This window comes from Anaerosalibacter sp. Marseille-P3206, assembly GCF_900155565.1.
Taxonomy (GTDB): Bacteria; Bacillota; Clostridia; order Tissierellales; family Sporanaerobacteraceae; genus FUHM01.
The window spans coordinates 106,134-125,930 of sequence record NZ_FUHM01000001.1 but is presented as its reverse complement, the minus strand read 5'-3'; the positions used below and the strand labels follow the sequence as shown (position 1 = coordinate 125,930).

Genomic DNA, 19,797 nt, shown 5'->3' with positions numbered 1-19,797 from the left:
TCATTTAAAATCTAAAATATAAAAAAGGATTATAACTTTCATTTACTAAATAAGCAGTACAAATAAATAATATCAAAATTATTATGAGTGAATATATAATAGAATTTAACATCATTGGATTTTCCTTTAATTTACATGCACCTTTTTTAATTATAGGTGTTGAACAAATAATAAGTAGTATAAAAATCAATCCATAGGTAAGTAGATAATAAAGTGATGTACTGTCATAAGCAAGATTTCCTCCAAATCCAAACATAGTACCAATATATCTAAACCCTTGTCCAATGTTTTCAAACTCAAAAAATACCCAACCTATTATTACTACTAACATGGTATAAATACGACTAAGAAATATAGACTTGTCTAACCACTTCTTTAGAAATGCCTTTTCTATAATTATAAATATACAGTAGTACAATCCCCATAAAATGAAATTCCAATTTGCACCATGCCAAAGACCTGTTAAAAACCATACCACAAATAGATTCCTATACTGTTTCAATTTCCCCTCTCTATTTCCACCTAGAGGGATATACACATATTCTCTAAACCAAGTTCCAAGAGAAATATGCCATCTTCTCCAAAACTCTGTTATACTCTTTGATGTATAAGGGTAATCAAAGTTCTTCATAAAATTAAATCCAAACATCTTTCCTAATCCAATAGCCATATCCGAGTATCCACTAAAATCAAAATATATTTGAAATGTAAAAGCTATAATACCAAGCCAAGCTGACAAAATAGAAATATTACTAATAGATGCAGCTTTTACACTATCCCAAAGGATTCCGATATTATTAGCCAAGAGAACCTTTTTAGCTAATCCTATTACAAATAGTTCAGCCCCTTCACCAAATAGTTTAAAACTTTCCTCTCTATTATCAATTTCATGAGATATATCACTATATCTAACTATTGGCCCTGCTACTAATTGAGGAAACATAGTTACATATGTACCAAATGAAATAATATTATTTTGTACTGGAACATTCCCCAAGTATACATCTATTGTATAAGAAAGAGTTTGAAATGTATAAAAAGATATCCCAAGAGGAAGGGGAAAATTTAAAAGTTTAAGATTTAAATTAAAAAGGCTATTTATATTTGTAACTATAAATCCATAATACTTAAAAAAACAAAGTATTCCTAGGTTAACAACCAAGGAATTAATTAAAACTAACTTTGTTATTTTTTTATTTTCTCTGTGTTTATCAATGAGTAATCCATTAAAATAATCAAAAAAAGTAGAAAACAACATTATAAGTATATATATAGGTTCGCCCCATGCATAAAATACCAAGCTAGCAATAAAAAGAACAAGGTTTCTTATGGGTTTAGGACTAATATAATATACAAGTAAAGTTAATGGCAAAAATACAAATAGAAATAATAGACTGCTAAAAACCAAACCTTGTCCACCACCTTGTCATAATAGTTATAATTTTATTTAAAAGATTCATCAAATATATTTTCTATCTTTTCTGCTTCTTCAGATATCACGAAAATAATATAATTACCATTTGACTTCAATATATTTTTTTCTATTAAATAATATTCATCTGGAAGATAATCTTTAAAACTACTTGATTGCGTTTCTATTCTATCTTTGATATCTTCTTTAATATCTTCTATATCTTTTTCTTCTTTAACTTTTAATAATAATAATTCATTTGCTTCAATATTAGTTTTAGCTGTATATAATTTAAAATCTTCAACTTCTTCAATATCAATATCATATAATTTTTCAAGCTTATCGCTATCACTTTCCACCATATTTGATATATCAACAGCTTCTTTTATATTTTGATCAATCTCATCAATAGATGGTTCTTTTGCAGTTGTATTTTTTGAAGAACACCCTGTCAATAGTGTAAACACGATAACTACAATTCCCATAAGTGTAAAAGCATTTTTTTTCATATATTAATCCGTCCTTTCATGATGTTTTTTGTATTTATTTTACATTATCTATAATATAATCAAGCCACAACTTGTAAAATTTATATTTTAAATGTATTCCATCTGGTTCAATTAAATCTTCATTTTCTTCAAATATCGGTCTTAAATCTAAAAAAGATACATTCTCATCTTTACACATTGTTTTAAGTGCTTCATTAAATTTATCTATATTCTCATTGTTTAAGAGTGGCTTTTTTTTCTTAACATGAGATGAAACAGGTGGAATAGACTGAACATAAATATTAGCATTAGGCAGTTTCTCATGAATACTATGTATGAATTCTGCATATTCATCAGCAAACTGATTTCCATCTATCTTCCTTAGTATATCGTTCATTCCAAACATCAAATAGATATTTGATGGATTTACCTTAACAATATCATCTATTTCTTTTTTACCTCCGATTAAAGTGAGTCCTAATTTAGCAATAACATTTTTATCTTCCAATATTTCATAAAAAGATAAACTATCTGTTAGAGAATCTCCTACAAATAAATCATTTTTAAAATGTTCTTTATAGTTACTATTTTTAACTTTTTTAGGTTGAGTAACCTTTTTTTCTTCGCTACTTTTATTGTTATCTTCAACATTATTTTCTTCTTCTACTAAAACTTCTTTTTTTTCTTCAATCTCTTTGCTTTTTTGATCTTCTTCAATCTCTTTTATCATTTTTTTGATAGTCAATTCTTCATCTATTATTTTATTATATGATGATGGAGTTTGCTCATGATTTCCTTCTACAGCTGAGGCTATTGTGTTTTTTTCTTTAGCAACATTATCTTTATTACTTCTATCGTATATGGCCTTTATTGAATGGCTTAAAATAAATATAATACCAATGATTAAAACCACAGAAAAAGCAAACCTTTTTTTGTTAACTATTCTTTTTCTTGTAAATATATTTTTCCTTCTTTTCAATATAATTCCCCCATCACATCATATATAAGCTTCAATATATATTATAGTACATTTCTCAATAAAAATGGTTACAATATTGTATCAAATGCTGTCATTATAAGTCACCACTGTCTATATCTTGTATATAATAATATTTTCACTTGTTATTAAGCTTTTGTAACATTAATATACTAACTTCAACCAGAAAAAATGCATCTACCGGAAACTTTTTCTTTTAAATTTATAACCACTAAATGAAAGTAAAAACTGTGACGGAATATAAAACAACCATACTAACCATTTTGAATTTTTGATACCTATAATGTTATGAAGAAATACATTTATATCACATAGTAAAAAAAGAATCATACCATAAGCTATCATATATCTATTTGGAGATGGAAAATTATTGTTTTTACATGCTTTTATAGCCTTCCATACACTAGTTATTAAGCATATAGAATAATATAGTCCTATAAATAGTATAACATTAATTTTCTTAATTAACCTACTAAATATTATATATAATATTGCTACAAATATAAAAATTAATATAAAGTTTCTGATTGTTTCCTTAGTATTGTCAATATCATATCTTATACAGTAAAGGATTTGAACTATACAAAAAGATGCTACACCAAAAGAATTCTTATATACAATAAGGAAAAAGAAATCTGATAAAACAGTAAAAAAAAGACCAAATTGAAGTAATATAACATCTTTATCGTTAAGCTTATTTTTTCCTATCATTAAAGATATAAAGAAACACATTACTATAATAATAAATTTAAAAACATCTGACAGTATTTTTTCCACTTTTATCACCTTTTTATTATCATTTGTCTCAAATTCATAATGAATTAAATCACTCGTTTTATTAAAACTATCTAATACAAAAGTTTTATCGTCTTCAATACTATTAGAAATGAATATAATCATCCTCTAAATATTAAATTTATATCCTATATTTAGTATGATTATTTAGAGCTAAAATTATGAAAATAGCTTTAGATAAAAAAATAAGTGCTGAAATTCAGCACTTATTTTTTTATCTTTCTACTACCTGGTTTTTCATATGGAATTCCTTTTTTACATAAAGGACATTTTTCTTCATCATATACATCTACTTGAATTTTTACTGCACTATATAGTGGTATAGAAATCTCTTCACTAGTTCTATCTACTATAGAAGCTATACCTACCACTTTCCCACCGAGACTTTCTATTACTTCAACAGTCTCAAAAGATGATTTACCTGTGGTCACTACATCTTCTGCTATTAATACCTTTTGTCCACTTTCTATTTTAAATCCCCTTCTCAATGTCATTTTTCCATCTACTCTTTCTGTAAATATAGAAGGTTTCCCTGTTTGTCTACCTAATTCATACCCTACAATTATTCCACCCATAGCAGGTCCAACTATAATATCAAAATCTACATCTTCAAGTTTTTCTATTATTGCACTTATAGCTTTTTCTGCCTTATCTGGATACTGCAATAATTTTGCACATTGAACATATTTATCACTGTGTTTTCCTGATGAAAGTAAAAAATGTCCTTCAAGAAGTGCTCCTGATTCTTTTAATAGTTCTATCAACATAAATATTACCTCCTCACAATACCTCTTATTTCTTCTAATTTTTCTATACCTTCTCTTTTCATAAACTCTTCAATTCCTTCTATTATGTCTATACATAAATCTGGTTTTACAAAATTACCACTACCTACTTGAATTGCTGTAGCTCCAGCCATGATGAATTCTATTGCATCTTCAGAACTCATGATACCACCTATTCCTATAACTGGAACATCTACTTCACAACATACTTGATAGACCATCCTTAAAGCTATGGGCTTAATACAGGGACCAGATAGTCCTGCTATTATATTGTTAAATACAGGTTTCCTCTTATTAATATCTATAGCCATTCCACTAAATGTATTGACTAGTGAAAGCCCATCAGCTCCTGCCTTAACACAACTATAAGCCATGTCGACTATATTCTCTGCATTTGGTGAAAGTTTTACTATCAATGGTTTTTTACATACACTCTTTACTTCCTTTACTACCTTGTATGCTATTTCCGACTTAATTCCAAAGGCCATACCACCTTCTTTTACATTAGGACAAGAAATATTTAGTTCTACAAGAGGAATATTAGTTTTATTTATCTTTTCTACCGCAGTTATATATTCTTCAATAGAACTGCCCCCAAGATTAGCTATTATTGCCGTTTCATATTGCTCCATATGAGGCAATTCATTTTTTATAAATCCATCTACTCCCGGATTTTCTAATCCTATACTATTTAATAATCCTCCCGTAGTCTCATGAATTCTAGTGCCACTATTTCCGATTTTACTATGTAAAGTTAGGCCTTTCGTACATATACCTCCTAATTTTGATGGAGAAAAGAAATCTTCATACTCTCTACCAAATCCAAAGGTTCCAGAAGCAACAATGACTGGGTTTTTTAAGTCTATTCCACATATATTTACTCTAGTCATTAAAAAAATACCTCCTCACCTTTAAATACTGGACCGTCTTTACATACCTTTTTCATCCCCAAAGTAGTTTCAATACTACACCCCAAACAAGCTCCTATCCCACAAGCCATTCTTCTTTCCATTGAAATATATACTGGAATATTCTTGCCTTTACACATTTCTACAACTTTCTTCATCATGGGCACTGGACCACATGTATATACTACGTCATATTTTTCAGGTTCAAATATTTCAGTTATCAAACCACTATGACCTTCTAGTCCACTATCAGTTGAAATATATAGATTTTCAACACAGTTTTTGATTTCATCTATATAAAAAGACTTTTCCCTAAACCCAACATAAAAATCAATATTGTTGTGTAAGCTATTGCATAAATAAATCATAGGTGCTAGACCTATTCCACCAGCAACTATTCCTATTGGGCCGCTCTCCACTAGTGGAAATCCTGTTCCTATAGGTCCGGTTAATTTAAGTAAATCTCCCTTTTTTAAATTAGAAAAAAGTTTTGTCCCCTTTCCTTTCACTTCATACAAAAATGTTATAGTATTTTCTTTCAAATTTGAAATACTTATTGGTCTTGATAAAAAAGGTTCTATATCCCAACTTCTAAGCATATAAAATTGTCCTGGTTTCCCCTTAAAGTTTCCATGTAATTTCATCTCATATATATTAGTTGATACTTGTTTATTTGAATAAACTTCACAACTACAATACTCTGGATTCACTTGATATATCCTCCTTCATATTCAAAACAGCTTTTCTAGTATATTCTTCAAACTTTTCTACTCCGTCTTCATACTTTTTATATGCTGTGATTATTCCCCTTGAAGAATTGACTATTCCACCATTACCATCCTTTAAATAGTGAGCTACATCTCTTCCCTTTCCCCCTTGTGCTCCGTAACCAGGTATCAAGAAAAACATATTTTCAAATCTATTTCTTATCTCGTCAGCTTCTTCTAAATGTGTACCTCCTACTACAACACCTATTGAACTATATCCACATTTACCCATTTGTTTTGTAGCAATTTCTTTAAGTTTATCTCCTACATAATTGTATACCTTTTGTCCGTTATCAATATTTAAATATTGTATATCTTTTGCTCCCTCATTTGAAGTTCTAAGAAGTATAAATAGTCCCTTGTTTTTCTTTTCTACATATGGAAGATATGGAGTAATACTATCTAATCCCATATACGGATTAAGAGTAATAAAATCACTTTCAAAATCTCCATGAAAATGTGCCTTTGCATACATGCTTGCTGTTGACGAAATATCTCCTCTTTTAATATCTGCTATAACTAATGCATTTTTATTTCTTATATATTTAAGAGTCCTCTTATAAGCAAGCATTCCTTCTATTCCATAAGCTTCATAAAAAGCAATCTGAACCTTGTACACTGGTACAATATCTATAGTTGAATCTATTATTCTCCTATTAAATTCAAAAATCATATCTTCAATAGTTTTGTTTCTATCAATAATATTTGAAGGAATATAATCCATACTAGTGTCTAATCCTACACAGACATTGCCTTTTTTCTCTACTTCTTCATACAATCTATCAATTATCATATTCAATCCCTCCATTGTACTTAACTATTCCCCTTTTAATAGTTGCCAGTATTTTCCCATAGTACTCTTTTCCTTGAAAAGGGGTGTTTTTGCCCTTGGAGGCAAAGTTCTTAGAATCCACTTTTATCCTGCTATCTAAATCCACTATAACTAAATCCCCATCATACCCTATTTTTACTTTTCCCTTTCTTACATTCATCAACTCACCTGGGTTTTTTGACATTATTTCAGATAATTTGTTTAGAGAAATATGTCCATCTTTAACTAAGCTTGTATAGCTTATTGAAAAAGATGTCTCTATTCCAGATATTCCACAAGCTCCTTTTCTTTTATCTTCTTCACTATGAGGTGCATGATCTGTAGCTATTGCGTCAACATATCCATCTACTATTGCATTAATTAGAGTTTTAACATCTTCTTTTTCTCGTATTGGTGGATTTACCTTGTAGTCATTGTCATAAAGTGCTAAATGATGAGGAGTGACCTCACATGTGATAGTTACTCCTTCATTTTTAGCTTTTATAATGTCAGTTATAGCTTCTTTAGTACTAACATGTGCAAAATGTAATTTACCTTTTGTAGACCTTGCAAGTTCTATATCTCTTTTAGTCATTATATTTTCTGATAGTCTAGTATCAAAGCATACTAAGCTTTCATCTTCTTCATGTGCTATAATAGTAAGTCCATTTTCTTTTGCTAATTTTAATGCATTATACATCACTAGATTGTCCTTAACACCCTTACCATCATCAGATAACAACTTCACAGTTGACTCTAAATCATCTATATGAGATAAAGTTTCTCCATCAAAATTTTTAGTTATGGATACAGTTTGATGAACATCTATCAAATCAAGTTCTCTTGCTCTATTTAATACATAATCTACTATCTCCATACTGCTACATATTGGATTAGTATTTGCCATAAGATTTACATAAGTATATCCCCCTCTTAATGCAGCAAGGCTACCCGAATGAATATCTTCTTTATACTCATATCCTGGTTCCCTAAAATGAACATGCATATCTATAAATGAAGGCATTATAACTAATCCATCACAATTTATAGTTTTACAACTGTAATTTAAGTTTTCTCCATATTCAACTATCTTACCATCGCTTATATAAATATCTCCATGGAAGTCAGTATTATAATCTACAATCCTTCCTCCCTTGAGTAATAAATCCATTTTAGTCCTCCTAATCTTCATAAATGTGGTCACAATATTCACATTTATATATTCCCTTTTCCTTATCTACTAGTACAAACTTATGATTTATATTTCTTTCTATAGATGTTACACATCTTGGATTTTTACATTCTAATATATTTTCTATTTTTTCTGGTAATGAAAGAGTAATTTTTTCTTTAATTTTTTCATCTTCAATAATATTTATAGTAATATCAGGGTCTATAAATCCTAACATTGTCAAATCTAAGTCCATCACATTTTCAATTTTAATTAAATCCTTCTTGCCATGTTTTTTACTACTAGCATTCATTATCAAAGCCACTCTACAATCTGCTTTATCAAGTCCTAGATAGTTAAATATTTTAAAACCACAACCTACTTTTATATGATCAATAACTATACCATTAGCAATACTATCAATATTTAACATTGTTCCACCCCCAACAACTTTAATATCAATGCCATTCTTACAAACATACCAAATTTAACTTGTTTAAAATAACAAGCTCTAGAGTCATTATCCACTTCATAACTGATTTCATTAACTCTTGGTAATGGATGCAAAACTGATAAATCTTTCTTTGCTAATTTCATCTTTTCATGATCTAATATATAACTATCTTTTAATCTAATATAGTCAGCTTCATTGAAAAATCTTTCTTTTTGAACTCTTGTCATATAAAGTATATCTAATTCTCCTATGACATCTTCTAAACGTTCAACTTCTTTGTATTCAATACCTTTCATATTTAATACTTCATTTTTTATATAAGATGGAATCTGTAATTCTTGAGGTGATATAAGAATAAATGAATTGTTTTCATATCTCGAAAGAGCTTTGATTAATGAATGAACTGTTCTTCCAAACTTTAAATCTCCACAAAGTCCAATAGTTAAGTTTGAAAAGGTCTTTTTAGTATTTCGAATTGTCAGTAAATCTGTTAGTGTTTGGGTAGGATGTTGATGTCCTCCATCTCCTGCATTTATAACTGGAACTGGTGAGTAAATCGATGCAAGTTTTGGAGCACCTTCTTTTGGGTGTCTCATAGCAATAATATCAGTATAAGAAGCTACTGTTCTAATAGTATCAGGAATGCTTTCTCCTTTCATTACTGAACTAGAACCTGGTTCTGAAAAACCAACTACTTGGCCACCTAATCTCAACATTGCTGATTCAAAACTAAATCTTGTTCTAGTACTTGGTTCATAGAAAAGAGTTGCTAATAATTTCCCACTACAGGAATTTGAAAATTTATTTGGTTCCTTAATGATTTCATCAGCCAAAACAAAAATTTCTTCTAATTCTTCCTTTGTGAAATCTTCTGGTTCTATTAAATGTCTGTCTTTTAACATAAAATTCCCTCCTTTTATTATCTAAACTAGACTTAAAAGGAAAGTGCATAAAAAAATCCTTCCTGTTTTTTTGCAGGAAGGCATAGTTATGCTACGCTTTCCTTTCTGACCTCACAGGATCAGTTTAAAGGCCTATATTTGAAATAAAAATATCACATATTAATCTATTTGTCAATATGTTTTAAATTGAAAAGGACTCCTTTGGAGTCCTTTTCAATTATTATTTCATAATATTAGGCCCGCCACCTGACAAACCATTTTTAACTGATTGAACATCTTGTTGATTAGCTGTTGGAGCTGGCGTATAATACCCTTTTTGTTCTGCTATTTGAAAAAGTTGATATTGAAATTGTTCTGCTTCATTTCTAAGTTGTTGTAATGTTCCTCTTAGTTGTGCATTAGCACATTCAGTTATTGCAGTAGCGTAATTAGTAATACTAGATTTTGTAGTTGAAAGAACATCACTTACCATATCTTTTTCTTGCATATTTTTACCTCCTTTTTTCTTTTTTATAATGAATTAAGCAAATTAGTTGCAGTTGTTTGAGCATCTTGCCCTGACTGTTTAAACAATTGTTTTAATTGTTGATCTTGACATTGATTGGAGTAAAAATCCATTTTACTTGCCATAGTTTGATGTTCGCCAATTATATGCCTTACACTTTGAAGTTCTTGTTGATTTAAATTACCTAGATTAATAGTATTTTTTAATGCCATAACATAGCTCCTTTCATTAGTTTATTTAATAATCTTTTAATATTTTGTGTTTTTAAGCATCTAATTATTCATGGTAAAAAAGTATAAAATAATACAAGTAAAATTGGAAACAATATATTTTAACTGGAGGTGAAAAAATGTCTGGCAAAAAAGTAGTTGTTGAAAATACATTAACTCCCTATAAGGATTTTTTAAAAGATTCTGGATATGACGTTTATACTTTATACAATAATGAAAATATAAATAACATAACTACATCAGAATATCAAGCTATAATTGTATCTGGATTAGACGTTTTAAGTACAACTGATGCATCTTATACAAATCCTCCTGCTCCAATTATTGAGGCAAAAGGAAAAACTCCTGAAGAAATTTATAACCTTCTTGAATCAAAATACAGTTAAATTAACTCCACCTAATTAGGTGGAGTTAATTTAAATTTAATATTCACTTTTTTATAGTTTATAATGTTTAGCACGTTCTCCACCTATTAGCTTAGGTCTTGTTCTTATCATACTTAGATTAGCATATCCAATTTTTTTAATGTCACTTCTTACTACTACGCCAACAGGTTTTAGATGCATACCAATAAATACATCACCAATATCCATTCCAGCAGGAACACTTACTTTTTCAACTACAACAGGATTATCGAAAGACTCCATAGCTGCAGTAGAAAATCCTCCTCCTGCACATTCAATTGGAACTACATTAACAGCTTCTAAATTGTGTTTTAGCGCATATTCCTCTTCTACTACTAGAGCTCTATTTATATGTTCGCAACCTTGAACAACAAGTTGTACATTGTGTTTTTTTGCTATTGGTAATATAGAAGTAATAATTGCTCTAGCAACTTCCATATTAGTAGATGAACCTAACTTTTCTCCAATTATTTCGCTTGAACTACCTCCAATTACCACTGCCTCACCAGGTTTTAATTTTGCAGCTTCTAACAATTCTAAAAAAGCTTTTTTTATATCTTCCTCGATTTGCACTAAATCAATATTTCTTTTCTCCATATTATCTTCCTCCTATAATGATTTTTGTGATTTATTTTAATTTAGGTATATACCCTTTTTTAAAAGCATCTTCTATTAGATCTACTGTAAATTCCCAAAGTTTATTTGAAGTATATTTAATAGGTTCACTTCTTTTATATACTTGTTCTTTAGATATATCATGTTCTTTCCAAGTTCCACCTTCAGTATAATAATTTATTAAAAAAGGTTCAAGCCTATCCATAGAATTGGCAAATAATGATTCTTTAGTATTCATCTCTTCAAATTCTTCCCAAAGTTTTCTCAAACAATTTCCTTTTTCTACTGGAAGCATTCCGAAAATTTTATCTGCTGCTTTTAGTTCTCTTTCACTCTTATCACTATTGCCTACTTCATCATAACAAAATGTATCTCCTGCATATATTTCGACAAGATCATGTACTAACACCATTTTTATAACTTTTGAAGTATCTATATCCTCATCTGCATATTCAGAAAGAACCATAGCCATTATAGCTATATGCCAAGAGTGTTCCGCATCGTTTTCCCTTCTAGATTTATCAATAAGACTAGTTTGTCTAAAGGTACTTTTCATTTTATCTAATTCTATTATAAATTCAATTTCTTCTTGTAAGTTTTTATCAATCATTTTGAAATCATCCCCTTTATAATTTTACAATTAAAATCAATTTATATTAATTTTATCACATGTATATATTTATTGAAACTAAAGTATTAGTGAATATATGTTTATTTTTTATATTAATATCAAATACTAGACATAAGAGGAGGATTAAAATGCATATAAACAATAAAAACAAAAATGATATCAAAGAAAAAAAAATGTCTATTCCAATAGAAAAACAAACAACAGCAGCTTATTTTGATATTAAGGGTTTAAAACCTGAATCAAAAGTTCCCATACCAACACTTGAAGGTGTAGTTAAGGCTAAAGAATGGGTTGACGAAAACCAAAAATAATAGTAAGCAGATTGCTTACTATTATTTTAATGTTCTATTGTCTTAAATCCATCACCTAATACTTCATAAACATTGCTTACAGTAATAAAAGCATTTTTATCTACACAACATATATAATTTTTTAATTTAATGAAATCCTTTCTATCTAATACAGCTACAATGACATTCTTTTTATCCCCTGTATAGGCACCTTCAGCATAATATAAAGTTGCACCTCTTTTTAAATTTGTGACAATATACTCTTTAATATCGTCATTTTGATCACTAACTATATTTACTTGTTTAGATAAATTTATCCCTTCAATAGTTGTATCTATTACTAAACCATTCAATATAACCCCAAGTAATGAATACATGCCAAGTTCAGGTCCAAATGCAAATGCAGCTCCTAAAGTTATTGCAAAATCCGAAAATAGAACTGCCCTTCCAATTTCTATACCCCAAAATTTATTTAATATTTTTGCTATGATATCTGTACCTCCAGTAGAAGCATTCTGATTAAATACTATTCCCATACCAATAGCAGATATAAATATACCAAAAGTAAGTTGTAATATAATATCCTCTACTAAAGGTTCATTAATTGGTATCACTTTTTCAAATAATAACACTAATAACGAAGTACCTAAGCTAGCATAAATGGTCTTAATACCAAAACTTGTTCCAATAATTAGAAAAGCTATTACAAATAAAACAATATTAATAATAATCATTAAAACCCCTACAGATAGAAATGGAATTACATGATTTAATACAAGAGCAAGTCCATTAGCACCACCTGTAGCCAAATTTGCTGGCATAAGAAAAAAGTATAGTCCTATGGCTACCATCAACATTCCTATATTTATCAATATGAATTCTTTCACATTTCTTCTCAAAAATCATTCCTCCTTATTATTTAAGATTTGAGCTCTATATTTTGCTATACTCTTTTTTTCATTCTCTGTTATTGATAATTCCTTACTTATATTTTTAGCTTCTTTTAATTTTTGCTTAATAATTTCTTTTTTACACAACTTATTTAACATTTTTTCCATCAATATCACCCCCTATTCAATATTTAAAAACAGCACAAAAAATCTCCTAAACTCTCAAGTTTAGGAGACATAAAGGCATAGGCAGATTACAAGGATAACTTACTATGCCCTATTTTAAATAATCCGCTCTAAACACCCCCTATCTACCGTAGAGTTCTGTGGTGTATAAATAAAGGCAGGTCTTCTGACTTTAGTTCATTAGGATCTTAGAGCCTTCCCAATTGTCTCAGTGGCGCTTAATTCAAAATCCTTCACTATTACAGCGGCGGGACCGTACAGGACTTTCACCTGTTTCCCTTTTAAACAAAGAATCACTTCTCTGTACCTTTACCTATATATTTAATTTTACCTACTTTAAATATATAGGTAAATATATTTAAAGTCAAGGAATATTAACCAAAAATAATAGTAAGCAAATTGCTTACTATTATTTTTCAGTTTGACATAGTACAAGCATTCTGTTATAATCGATATGTAGTATATGGTAATTTATGTTTTTTTTACAAGCGAGGTGATATTAGTGTTTAAATCCAAGAGATTCCTTTCAATATTCTTAGTTCTAACATTTGTTTTATCAACAACAGCTGTATTTGCAGAAACTAACGATGTTGAACCATGTGGACCAGTTTGCGAAGCATGTGGTGCATCTATGAGGGTAAGTTACAATTACGGAAGTTGGTTTTGGACTGGAAATATAAGAGTTTGCCAAGTTCATGGTGGACGTTGTGTGGAACGTGAATACGAACGTTCCGTTGAAAAAGTTTATTCCTGTCCAAAATGTGGTTATGGTACAAGCGTTCAGCTCTCAAATCAAACAAAGTGGTCATGTAGTTAAAACACTGCAAACAAGATTAGGCACTAAATAGTGCCTAGTTCTTGTTTTATTCCTAAAAGAGGAGGATATGTATGATAAGAAATAAAAAGCATATCACTATTCTGGCATTAACCATATTATTATTACTTACTCTGCTCTTAACTTCTTGCTCAAATACCAATAATAAATATAAAACAACTAAGGAAAGTATGATATATTTAACATCAGATGAGTGTGAAGGCAGACGCCAAGGAACTCCTGGAAATGAACTGGCACTAGACTATGCTTTAACTTTCTTTAAGAAAATTGGATTAAAACCTTATGAAGGAAGCTACTATTTTAAATTTGAAAAACCATGTGTCGAAATAAATGAAGAAAATTCTTCAATGAAGGTATTTACTGATAAAGATATAATAGCTTATGAATATGGAAATGACTTCATTGAAAATGTAGTTTCTTCAAGTAATTATAATATTGATGTAAAATCAAAGCTATCTGACAATTGCAATGATAATACCTGTGCTATATTAACTAAAGATAATACATTAATTAGAAATAAGGATATTAAAACACTCATAATTTTGAATGAAGAAAAACGTGGTTGTATACCCTTTCCAACTATTGATGATCGCAACATTTTTTTAGTTTCCAAACAAGTGTATGAGGATTTATGCAAAAATATAGGAAATGAAATTCATATCTCTATAGATGGAAATGTCGAAAACAAAGAACAAAATCATGGTGTAGGTATGATAGCTGGAGACAACAACAGCGCTGCTATTGTTATTAATGCTCATATAGATCATGTAGGCAGTGCTGGAAATTACATCTGGCGTGGTGCTTTGGACAATGCTTCAGGAGTTTCTAGTTTGCTCCATATTGCTGAAAAATTGTCACACAAATATTCAGATGAAAAACCTCCAGTAGATATAATATTTTGTATTTCCAATAGTGAAGAAGTCTATGAAAAATATGATTTTGGGATATCTAATTTTGCTAATCATTTGCAGGACAAATACAGCAATGTTTATAATATCAATTTAGATTGTATTGGACAAAAGACAGATGACAAAGAAATTGTTATTTTCCCAAACGAAATATCCGATGAATTATTTAACGATATGGCACAATCCCTATCAGATTTTTTTATAGAAAATGGCTTGAAAGCAGTCGTTAAAGAAAATTATTATGCCGAACAGGCATGTTTCAAAAACGGTCTATTGATTTCAACTATTACAGATAAAGATTTTAGTCAAATACATGTACTTGATGATACAATAGATAGAATAGATTTTGAATATTTGTATAATACTGCTGATGCAATAGGAGAGTTTCTAATCAAATATCTAGATGAAGAAAATCTCAATATTGTAAGTTTCTCAAATATTTCAAATAAGCAAATAGATAAAATAATGAATGAAGAAGAAAAAGCACTTGATTTTGGTCAATTAAAGATTATTGATATAGACGGTTCCAAGTATCAAATATCTAACAATACTCAAATTTCTACACTAGATGAATTTACACAAAAATTTGAACTTAATTTGAATTCTTATCCAGATTCAAAACTTACTTTAGTATATAACCCTGGAATTTATTTAAATAAGTTGCAGATTAATGAAGTACACGAATTTGATACAAATATAAATAATGTAAATTATATAATATTAGATGATTATTTAAATACTCCAATTTATTTTCATATTATTAGAAAAGATAATCTTGAACAAGAAAAAGATTTGTATAGGAATTGCATCAGTGACATACAAGACAAATTCACTATAGATGATACCACATATGGAGTAAATGAAAACTACAATTCAATAGTAACTAAAAATGAAAATGAAGAGTATATTATTATTTCAATGGTAGAATTAAAAAGTACTCAAAAATACTCAAATACAAAGGATATAGCTGAATACCTAAAAACAAGCAATACACATGATTTCATTCAACAATTTAGCAGTGAATTGATCAAAATATTTACCGCTAATTCATATTAATAAAACTTCTTTCCCATGCTATAATAGTCTTTAAAATATATTGCTAAACCTCTATGAATGTAATTTGTTAATTTAAAAAACTAAGAGTAAGCAAATTGCTTACTCTTAGTTTTCATTAGTTTTCATCAGATAACTCTTTATATGTTTCATACCTCTCCTTTGCATCCAACTCAGCTTTTTCATAGAGCTTATCAGCAAGATGAGGAAATGTCTTTTCAATTTGAGAATATCTTACCTCTCCCATTATAAATTCTCTAAATGATTCTTTAGGTTCCTTTGAATCTAATATGAATGGATTCTTTCCTTCTTCACTAAGCCTTGGGTCATATCTATACAGATGCCAATATCCAGATTCAACAGCTTTTTTCTCTTCATTAACTGTTCTTCCCATTCCCAACTTAATACCATGATTAACACAAGGAGCATAACAGATTATTAGTGAAGGACCTTTGTAATTCTCTGCTTCTACCATAGCTTTCAGCGTATGATTAAGATTTGCTCCCATAGATACTTGAGCAATATATACATATCCATAAGTCATTGCCATTCTTCCTAAATCTTTCTTTTTAGTTCTCTTGCCTGCTGCAGCAAATTTGGCTGCAGCAGCTGTTGGTGTAGCCTTTGAAGCCTGCCCTCCAGTATTTGAATATACCTCTGTATCAAACACTAATATATTTACATCTTCACCAGATGCCAATACATGATCTAATCCACCATATCCAATATCATAAGCCCAACCATCACCACCAACTATCCATTGGGATTTCTTTATCAAGAAATCTTTTTTCAATAATATTTCATTAATAATTTTGTTGTCCTTGTACTGAGGTTTTTCTAATTCCTCTAATAATTGAATCGATATTTCTTTTGATTTTTCACCATCCTCCATATTTTCAATCCATGATTGGAAAATAGAGTTTAGTTCAGCATTATCATTTTTTTCAATAGCTTTTTCCATTAAATCACGTAATTTTTCTCTAATCTGTTTAACTGCAGTATACATTCCCAATCCAAATTCTGCATTGTCCTCAAATAATGAATTTGCCCAACTAGGACCTTTTCCTTCTCTATTAGTTGTATAAGGAATTGATGGAGCACTAGCACCCCATATAGAAGAACAACCAGTTGCATTAGCTATCATCATTCTATCTCCAAACAATTGAGTAGCAAGCTTTAAATAAGCTGTTTCACCACATCCTGCACAAGCACCATGAAACTCAAGTAATGGTTTAGCGAATTGACTTCCTTTTAAATTATACTTACTCATTAAATTGTCTTTATATCTTACATTATTAACTGCATATTCCCAATTATCCTTTTGTCTTTCAATTTCTTCTTCTGCCTTAACCATTACCAATGCTTTTCCTGGTGCTGGACAAATATCTGCACAATTTCCACAACCTGTACAATCAAGTGGACTCACCTGTATCCTATATTCTAATCCTTCTAACCCTTTTCCAACAGCACTTTTCGTTTCAAAACTTTCTGGTGCATCTCTCTTTTCACTTTCATCTAACAAAAATGGTCTTATCACTGCGTGAGGACAAATAAAACTACATTGATTACACTGAATACATTTATCCGTTTGCCATTGTGGAATAAGTACTGCTATTCCTCTCTTTTCGTATGCACTAGTACCTAATGGAAAAGTTCCATCTTCAAGTTCTTTAAAAGCACTTACAGGTAAATTATCTCCTTCCATTTTGGCCATAGGTCTTTGAATTTTCTTAACAAAATCCGGTTCATATTTCACTTCTAATTGCAAATCTTCATCGTCTTTACTCCAATAATCCGGTATATTTACTTTTATAATGCTATTGATTCCCTTGTCAACAGCTTTATAATTCATTTCAACTATTTTATTTCCTTTTTTCCCATAGGTTTTTTCTATAAATTCTTTAAGATATTTTTCTGCATCTTCTATTGGTATGACTTTTGAAAGTTCAAAAAAGGTACCTTGCATTATCATATTGATTCTTGTCCCTAAACCAATTTCTTGAGCTATACCTTCTGCATCTATTATATAAAAATTAATATCATTCTCTTTTATATATCGTTTAATGTAACTAGGCAATTTGTCATCTAATTCCTTAATACTCCAAGGACAGTTGAGTACAAAAGTGCCTCCTTTTTTTAAACCTTTTAATAAATCATAATTATAAATATAAGTCTTATTGTGACAAGAAACATAATCTGATTCATATACTAAATAAGTTGATTTAATTGGATTTTTCCCAAATCTTAAATGAGATACTGTAGTCCCTCCAGATTTTTTACTATCATAAGAAAAATACCCTTGCGCATATAGTTGAGTATTATCTCCAATTATTTTTATCGCCATCTTATTGGCTCCTACAGTTCCATCAGAACCAAGTCCCCAAAATTTACATCTAATAGTTCCTTCTTTAGATGTATCCACCATTTCCCTTACTTCCAATGATGAATGAGTCACATCATCATCTATTCCTATTGTAAATCTATTTTTCGGATTATCTGATTTTAAGTTCTCATATACAGCAATAATCTGAGCTGGAGTAGTGTCTTTTGAACCTAGACCATATCTTCCGCCTACAACTACAGGTCTATTTTCAGCTTCATAGAAGGCAGTTTTTACATCTATGTAAAGTGGTTCACCAATTGATCCTGGTTCTTTTGTTCTATCTAAAACAGCAATCTTTTTTACAGTCTTAGGTAATACTTTGATTAAATGTTCTACGGAAAATGGCCTGTAAAGATGTACACTTATTAAACCTACTTTTTCACCTTTATTTATTAAATAGTCTACTGTTTCCTCAATAGTTTCACAAACTGAACCCATAGCTATAATAATTTCTTCAGCTTCTGGATGTCCATAATAGTTAAATAACTTGTAGTCTCTCCCTGTTATCTTATTTATTTCATCCATATATTTTTCTACTATAGCAGGTATTCTTTCATAATATGGATTAGAAATTTCTCTTCCTTGAAAATAAATATCTGGATTTTGTGCTGTTCCCTTTACTACTGGTCTTTCTGGATTTAAGGATCTATTTCTAAACTCTTCTACTGCTTTATAATCCAATAACTTTTCTAATTCTTCATATTCTATCAATTCTATTTTTTGAACTTCATGACTTGTTCTAAATCCATCAAAAAAATGTAAAAATGGTACTCTTCCACTTATTGCACCTAAATGAGCAACACTTGCTAAATCCATTACTTCCTGAACACTATTAGAACAAATTAATGCAAAGCCAGTTTGTCTTGTTGCCATAACATCCTGATGATCGCCAAATATGGAAAGAGCATGGGTAGCCAATGCTCTTGCACTAACTTGAAATACAGCTGGTAATAATTCTCCCGCCATCTTATACATATTGGGTATCATGAGTAGTAGTCCTTGAGAAGCAGTATATGTTGTACTCAATGCACCACCTTGAAGAGAACCATGAAGTGCCCCTGCTGCTCCTGCTTCAGATTGCATCTCCACTACTCTTACATTTTGTCCAAATAAATTTTCTTTTCCTTGACTTGACCACAAATCAACAAGTTCAGCCATAGGTGAAGAAGGTGTAATAGGATAAATTGCTGCTACTTCTGTAAAAGCATAGGAAATATATGCTGCAGCTTCATTTCCATCCATTGTCTTTGTTCTTCTCATATTTTAACCTCCATTAGTATTATTTCTCATCTATATCTTTTCAATTATAATAAAATTTATTCTCTTATTTAGACAGAAAACACCCTATACTCAATTGAGTATAGGGTGTTTTCTTTTA

22 protein-coding genes and 1 riboswitch are annotated in these 19,797 nt (G+C 29.7%); of the genes, 4 read left to right on the top strand and 18 right to left on the bottom strand.

The window, feature by feature from the left end:
- Window positions 1-4: 4 nt before the first annotated feature.
- From BQ9840_RS00715 to BQ9840_RS00655, 13 genes are all read right to left on the bottom strand, one after another.
- Window positions 5-1,258 carry an MBOAT family O-acyltransferase gene (locus tag BQ9840_RS00715; protein ID WP_200804835.1) on the bottom strand — a complete coding sequence of 418 codons (1,254 nt, stop codon included), beginning with the start codon at window positions 1,256-1,258 and terminating at the stop codon, window positions 5-7.
- Between the two features lie 185 nt (window positions 1,259-1,443).
- Window positions 1,444-1,920, bottom strand: coding sequence for a DUF4358 domain-containing protein (locus tag BQ9840_RS00710; RefSeq protein ID WP_077367090.1), 477 nt, complete (start codon window positions 1,918-1,920; stop codon window positions 1,444-1,446).
- A gap of 34 nt (window positions 1,921-1,954) precedes the next feature.
- On the bottom strand, window positions 1,955-2,878 hold the full coding sequence (locus tag BQ9840_RS00705) for a GDSL-type esterase/lipase family protein (protein ID WP_077367088.1): 924 nt from the start codon (window positions 2,876-2,878) through the stop codon (window positions 1,955-1,957).
- A 195-nt stretch (window positions 2,879-3,073) separates the two neighbouring features.
- Window positions 3,074-3,796 carry a lysoplasmalogenase family protein gene (locus BQ9840_RS00700; protein WP_077367086.1) on the bottom strand — a complete coding sequence of 241 codons (723 nt, stop codon included), beginning with the start codon at window positions 3,794-3,796 and terminating at the stop codon, window positions 3,074-3,076.
- A 101-nt stretch (window positions 3,797-3,897) separates the two neighbouring features.
- Window positions 3,898-4,458 carry an orotate phosphoribosyltransferase gene (gene pyrE, locus BQ9840_RS00695; protein WP_077367084.1) on the bottom strand — a complete coding sequence of 187 codons (561 nt, stop codon included), beginning with the start codon at window positions 4,456-4,458 and terminating at the stop codon, window positions 3,898-3,900.
- A 5-nt stretch (window positions 4,459-4,463) separates the two neighbouring features.
- Window positions 4,464-5,366, bottom strand: coding sequence for a dihydroorotate dehydrogenase (locus BQ9840_RS00690; protein WP_077367082.1), 903 nt, complete (start codon window positions 5,364-5,366; stop codon window positions 4,464-4,466).
- The gene (locus BQ9840_RS00685) at window positions 5,366-6,094 is read right to left on the bottom strand and encodes a dihydroorotate dehydrogenase electron transfer subunit (protein WP_097677442.1); all 729 of its coding nucleotides are present in this window, start codon (window positions 6,092-6,094) and stop codon (window positions 5,366-5,368) included. The genes BQ9840_RS00690 and BQ9840_RS00685 overlap by 1 nt, the downstream gene beginning before the upstream one ends.
- Window positions 6,075-6,944, bottom strand: a complete 870-nt coding sequence (gene pyrF, locus BQ9840_RS00680) for an orotidine-5'-phosphate decarboxylase (protein ID WP_077367078.1) — start codon at window positions 6,942-6,944, stop codon at window positions 6,075-6,077. Before pyrF ends, BQ9840_RS00685 begins: the two co-directional genes overlap by 20 nt.
- Window positions 6,934-8,133 carry a dihydroorotase gene (locus BQ9840_RS00675; RefSeq protein ID WP_077367076.1) on the bottom strand — a complete coding sequence of 400 codons (1,200 nt, stop codon included), beginning with the start codon at window positions 8,131-8,133 and terminating at the stop codon, window positions 6,934-6,936. Before BQ9840_RS00675 ends, pyrF begins: the two co-directional genes overlap by 11 nt.
- Before the next feature lie 10 nt (window positions 8,134-8,143).
- The gene (locus BQ9840_RS00670; protein WP_077367074.1) at window positions 8,144-8,566 is read right to left on the bottom strand and encodes an aspartate carbamoyltransferase regulatory subunit; all 423 of its coding nucleotides are present in this window, start codon (window positions 8,564-8,566) and stop codon (window positions 8,144-8,146) included.
- Entirely contained in the window at window positions 8,560-9,489 is a 930-nt protein-coding gene (gene pyrB, locus BQ9840_RS00665) for an aspartate carbamoyltransferase (protein WP_077367072.1), read from the bottom strand. Before pyrB ends, BQ9840_RS00670 begins: the two co-directional genes overlap by 7 nt.
- A 220-nt stretch (window positions 9,490-9,709) precedes the next feature.
- Window positions 9,710-9,976 (bottom strand): spore coat protein, encoded by a 267-nt coding sequence (locus BQ9840_RS00660; RefSeq protein WP_077367070.1) that lies wholly within the window; start codon window positions 9,974-9,976, stop codon window positions 9,710-9,712.
- 23 nt (window positions 9,977-9,999) lie between these two features.
- On the bottom strand, window positions 10,000-10,206 hold the full coding sequence (locus BQ9840_RS00655) for a hypothetical protein (protein WP_077367068.1): 207 nt from the start codon (window positions 10,204-10,206) through the stop codon (window positions 10,000-10,002).
- A gap of 137 nt (window positions 10,207-10,343) precedes the next feature.
- Here BQ9840_RS00655 and BQ9840_RS00650 point away from each other — a divergent pair, with 137 nt between their 5' ends.
- Window positions 10,344-10,610: a YkuS family protein gene (locus BQ9840_RS00650; RefSeq protein ID WP_077367066.1), complete on the top strand. Its 267-nt coding sequence runs from the start codon at window positions 10,344-10,346 to the stop codon at window positions 10,608-10,610.
- A gap of 51 nt (window positions 10,611-10,661) precedes the next feature.
- On the opposite strand, the gene BQ9840_RS00645 is transcribed toward BQ9840_RS00650, so the two are convergent.
- Entirely contained in the window at window positions 10,662-11,225 is a 564-nt protein-coding gene (locus BQ9840_RS00645; RefSeq protein WP_200804834.1) for a TIGR01440 family protein, read from the bottom strand.
- 31 nt (window positions 11,226-11,256) lie between these two features.
- Entirely contained in the window at window positions 11,257-11,853 is a 597-nt protein-coding gene (locus BQ9840_RS00640) for an HD domain-containing protein (RefSeq protein ID WP_077367064.1), read from the bottom strand.
- 149 nt (window positions 11,854-12,002) lie between these two features.
- Between BQ9840_RS00640 and BQ9840_RS00635 the strand changes: the two genes are divergently transcribed.
- On the top strand, window positions 12,003-12,185 hold the full coding sequence (locus BQ9840_RS00635) for a CDIF630_02480 family spore surface protein (RefSeq protein ID WP_077367062.1): 183 nt from the start codon (window positions 12,003-12,005) through the stop codon (window positions 12,183-12,185).
- A 26-nt stretch (window positions 12,186-12,211) separates the two neighbouring features.
- On the opposite strand, the gene BQ9840_RS00630 is transcribed toward BQ9840_RS00635, so the two are convergent.
- Entirely contained in the window at window positions 12,212-13,063 is an 852-nt protein-coding gene (locus BQ9840_RS00630) for a YitT family protein (protein WP_097677441.1), read from the bottom strand.
- Between the two features lie 3 nt (window positions 13,064-13,066).
- On the bottom strand, window positions 13,067-13,222 hold the full coding sequence (locus BQ9840_RS12460) for a hypothetical protein (protein WP_159436049.1): 156 nt from the start codon (window positions 13,220-13,222) through the stop codon (window positions 13,067-13,069).
- Window positions 13,223-13,378: 156 nt separating this feature from the next.
- Window positions 13,379-13,566: riboswitch (cobalamin riboswitch) on the bottom strand.
- A gap of 176 nt (window positions 13,567-13,742) precedes the next feature.
- Here BQ9840_RS12460 and BQ9840_RS00625 point away from each other — a divergent pair.
- On the top strand, window positions 13,743-14,057 hold the full coding sequence (locus tag BQ9840_RS00625) for a hypothetical protein (RefSeq protein ID WP_077367060.1): 315 nt from the start codon (window positions 13,743-13,745) through the stop codon (window positions 14,055-14,057).
- Between the two features lie 71 nt (window positions 14,058-14,128).
- Window positions 14,129-16,039, top strand: a complete 1,911-nt coding sequence (locus BQ9840_RS00620) for a M28 family metallopeptidase (RefSeq protein WP_077367058.1) — start codon at window positions 14,129-14,131, stop codon at window positions 16,037-16,039.
- Between the two features lie 115 nt (window positions 16,040-16,154).
- On the opposite strand, the gene nifJ is transcribed toward BQ9840_RS00620, so the two are convergent.
- Window positions 16,155-19,679, bottom strand: coding sequence for a pyruvate:ferredoxin (flavodoxin) oxidoreductase (gene nifJ / locus BQ9840_RS00615; protein WP_077367056.1), 3,525 nt, complete (start codon window positions 19,677-19,679; stop codon window positions 16,155-16,157).
- Window positions 19,680-19,797 lie beyond the last annotated feature (118 nt).